6 protein-coding genes are annotated in these 2,420 nt (G+C 40.0%); all 6 read right to left on the reverse strand.

The genetic code is table 11. The features are described from left to right. Window positions 1-66: 66 nt before the first annotated feature. The gene (locus BEL05_RS03650; RefSeq protein WP_069670311.1) at window positions 67-297 is read right to left on the reverse strand and encodes a hypothetical protein; all 231 of its coding nucleotides are present in this window, start codon (window positions 295-297) and stop codon (window positions 67-69) included. Between the two features lie 47 nt (window positions 298-344). Continuing rightward, window positions 345-842 carry a hypothetical protein gene (locus tag BEL05_RS03655; protein WP_069670312.1) on the reverse strand — a complete coding sequence of 166 codons (498 nt, stop codon included), beginning with the start codon at window positions 840-842 and terminating at the stop codon, window positions 345-347. A 49-nt stretch (window positions 843-891) separates the two neighbouring features. After that, window positions 892-1,179 (reverse strand): beta-barrel domain-containing protein, encoded by a 288-nt coding sequence (locus BEL05_RS03660; protein ID WP_069670313.1) that lies wholly within the window; start codon window positions 1,177-1,179, stop codon window positions 892-894. A 141-nt stretch (window positions 1,180-1,320) separates the two neighbouring features. Then, the gene (locus tag BEL05_RS03665) at window positions 1,321-1,554 is read right to left on the reverse strand and encodes a hypothetical protein (RefSeq protein ID WP_069670314.1); all 234 of its coding nucleotides are present in this window, start codon (window positions 1,552-1,554) and stop codon (window positions 1,321-1,323) included. 44 nt (window positions 1,555-1,598) lie between these two features. Beyond that, window positions 1,599-2,096, reverse strand: coding sequence for a hypothetical protein (locus tag BEL05_RS03670; protein ID WP_069670315.1), 498 nt, complete (start codon window positions 2,094-2,096; stop codon window positions 1,599-1,601). A gap of 34 nt (window positions 2,097-2,130) precedes the next feature. After that, on the reverse strand, window positions 2,131-2,334 hold the full coding sequence (locus BEL05_RS03675; RefSeq protein WP_217629848.1) for a hypothetical protein: 204 nt from the start codon (window positions 2,332-2,334) through the stop codon (window positions 2,131-2,133). Window positions 2,335-2,420: the final 86 nt, after the last annotated feature.

Genomic DNA, 2,420 nt, shown 5'->3' on the forward strand with positions numbered 1-2,420 from the left:
AACATGAGCTGTTGTGCTTCGGTCACAACGCCACTGACTGTGCCTATGATTATTTTTTGTTCTTGGTCAGACTCTGGCATCAAATCCTGTGCCTGCAATTTCACTGGTATTGATAATTGAATCTAAATCAAGTTTAAAATTATCAACAACATGGTGGGCTAAACTAGCACCGAGTCGTTTGGTAAGATCTTTAACCAATGTTTTTTGTGGGTCTAAATCACCCTCTTTAATTTTTTTCACTGCATACGTCGCATCAGCTAACAGTGCATTGATGTATGCTTCTCTAATATCTGTCATCTTATAATCCCTTATCTCAAATCAAGTATTCAAATGTTAATTGATAGCTATTTTTCTTTTGCCATATTATTTTTAAGGATCAATTCATTAATCCCTAGATCTCGATAACACCCATCAGAATACAAAAAAGATTCTGATGAGCCATTAAAATTGATCCAGTGCGTCAACCAGCCACCCTCAGCATCATAAAGTGAGTATTCAAAAACAGGTTCACCTGTACCTACATCTTTCATAACAATTTTTGTTTCATTTATTTTTATAGGAGATAGCTTTATCTCCGTCATACTGGAAGTACCTTTTACTTTTCGTCCCTCAAGATCATCCACTAACACCTCAAGCCCGGGACCGGCATAACATAGGTAACCAAATTGAATACCACCTATGACCTCATCGCCTAAGAGGATGAACATACATGCTGCTATCACGCCCCAAAAGCTATAACGTTTCGCTGGGCCTTCGGGCACAAATTCAGTGCACCACTTGGCAAACCAACGGACAAAAAACACGGAAAAAATTAGAAAAATAAATGTTAAAATGCCGATCATGGCCGCCTCGATATCTTATTGTTAATTAGGTTATTGTTGAAATTCATACTTAACGCTCCCTAATACTCTCTTGTCTGTATCTCAATAACGGCGCCATAAAAAACTCGATAATACGTCGCTTGCCCGTTTGCACTTCTGCGGTCACTGCCATTCCTGGCATCAGCTTTATCTCTTTACCCTCAACCATGATGGTGCTCTGTTTCATCTTGAGGCGCATACCGTAGATTAAGCCGCGCTGCTCATCGACGGTGGCATCGTTAGATACTGAAGTCACCTCGCCATCGATGATGCCGTATTTGGTGAACGGGAAGGTGTGGATCTTTATCTCGGCTGTCATCTGTTCACGTACAAAGCCGATATCTTTATTATCTAAAAACTCTTCACATCGAGCTGCACTTCATCCTGGACTATTAACATGAGCTGTTGTGCTTCGGTCACAACGCCACTGACTGTGCCTATGATTATTTTTTGTTCTTGGTCAGACACTGGCATCAAATCCTGTGCCTACAACTTCACTGGTATTAATGATGGAATCAAAATCGAGTTCGAAGTTAGCGACAACATAATGGGCTAAACTTTCACCTAGTCGGTCGGAAAGATCATCCAATAATTTTTCTTGTGGAGTCTTGTCATCATTTTCTATCACTTTGTTAACGGCATATGCTGCATCCGCTAACAGTGCATTGATATACGCTTCTCTAATATCTGTCATCTTATAATCCCTTATCTAAAATCAAGTATTTAATTTTTAAAACGTTATTCTTCCACTACTATATTATTATTAATAATTAATAGCTTACTACCTGAACCTTGATTACAGGTGTTAGAATAAAAATAGGGTCCTTTAAAGCCATTAAAATTGGTCCAATGTGCCAACCAGCCACCGTAAAAACGATAATATGAATATTTAAAAATAGGTTGTCCTGTGTCCACATCTTTCATAACCACCAGCTCTTCTTTGATTTTTACAGGTGATAGCTTTACTTCCGTTATACTGGATGTAGATCTAATCCTTCTACCTTCAAGCTCATCCGTTAACACCTCTAGTCTTGGAGATAAATAACACAGGTAACCAAACTGAATTCCCCCTACGACCTCATCGCCTAAGAGGATGAACATACATGCTGCTATCACGCCCCAAAAGCTATAACGTTTCGCTGGGCCATCGGGCACAAATTCAGTGCACCACTTGGCAAACCAACGGACAAAAAACACGAAAAAAATTAGAAAAATAAATGTTAAAATGCCGATCATGGCCGCCTCGATAGGTTATTGTTGAAATTCATACTTAACGCTCCCTAATACTCTCTTGCCGGTATCTAAGTAACGGCGCCATAAAGAACTCGATGATTCGTCGCTTGCCCGTTTGCACTTCGGCGGTCACCGCCATTCCAGGCATCAATTTTATCTCTTTACCCTCAACCATGATGCCGTATTTAGTGAACGGGAAGATGTGGATTTTTATCTCGGCTAACATCTGTTCACGGCACAAAGCCGATATCTTTATTATCTAAAAACTCTTCACATCGAGCTGCACTTCATCCTGGACTATTAACATGAGCTGTTGTGCTTCGGTCA

This window comes from Shewanella colwelliana (assembly GCF_001735525.1).
Lineage (GTDB): Bacteria > Pseudomonadota > Gammaproteobacteria > Enterobacterales > Shewanellaceae > Shewanella > Shewanella colwelliana.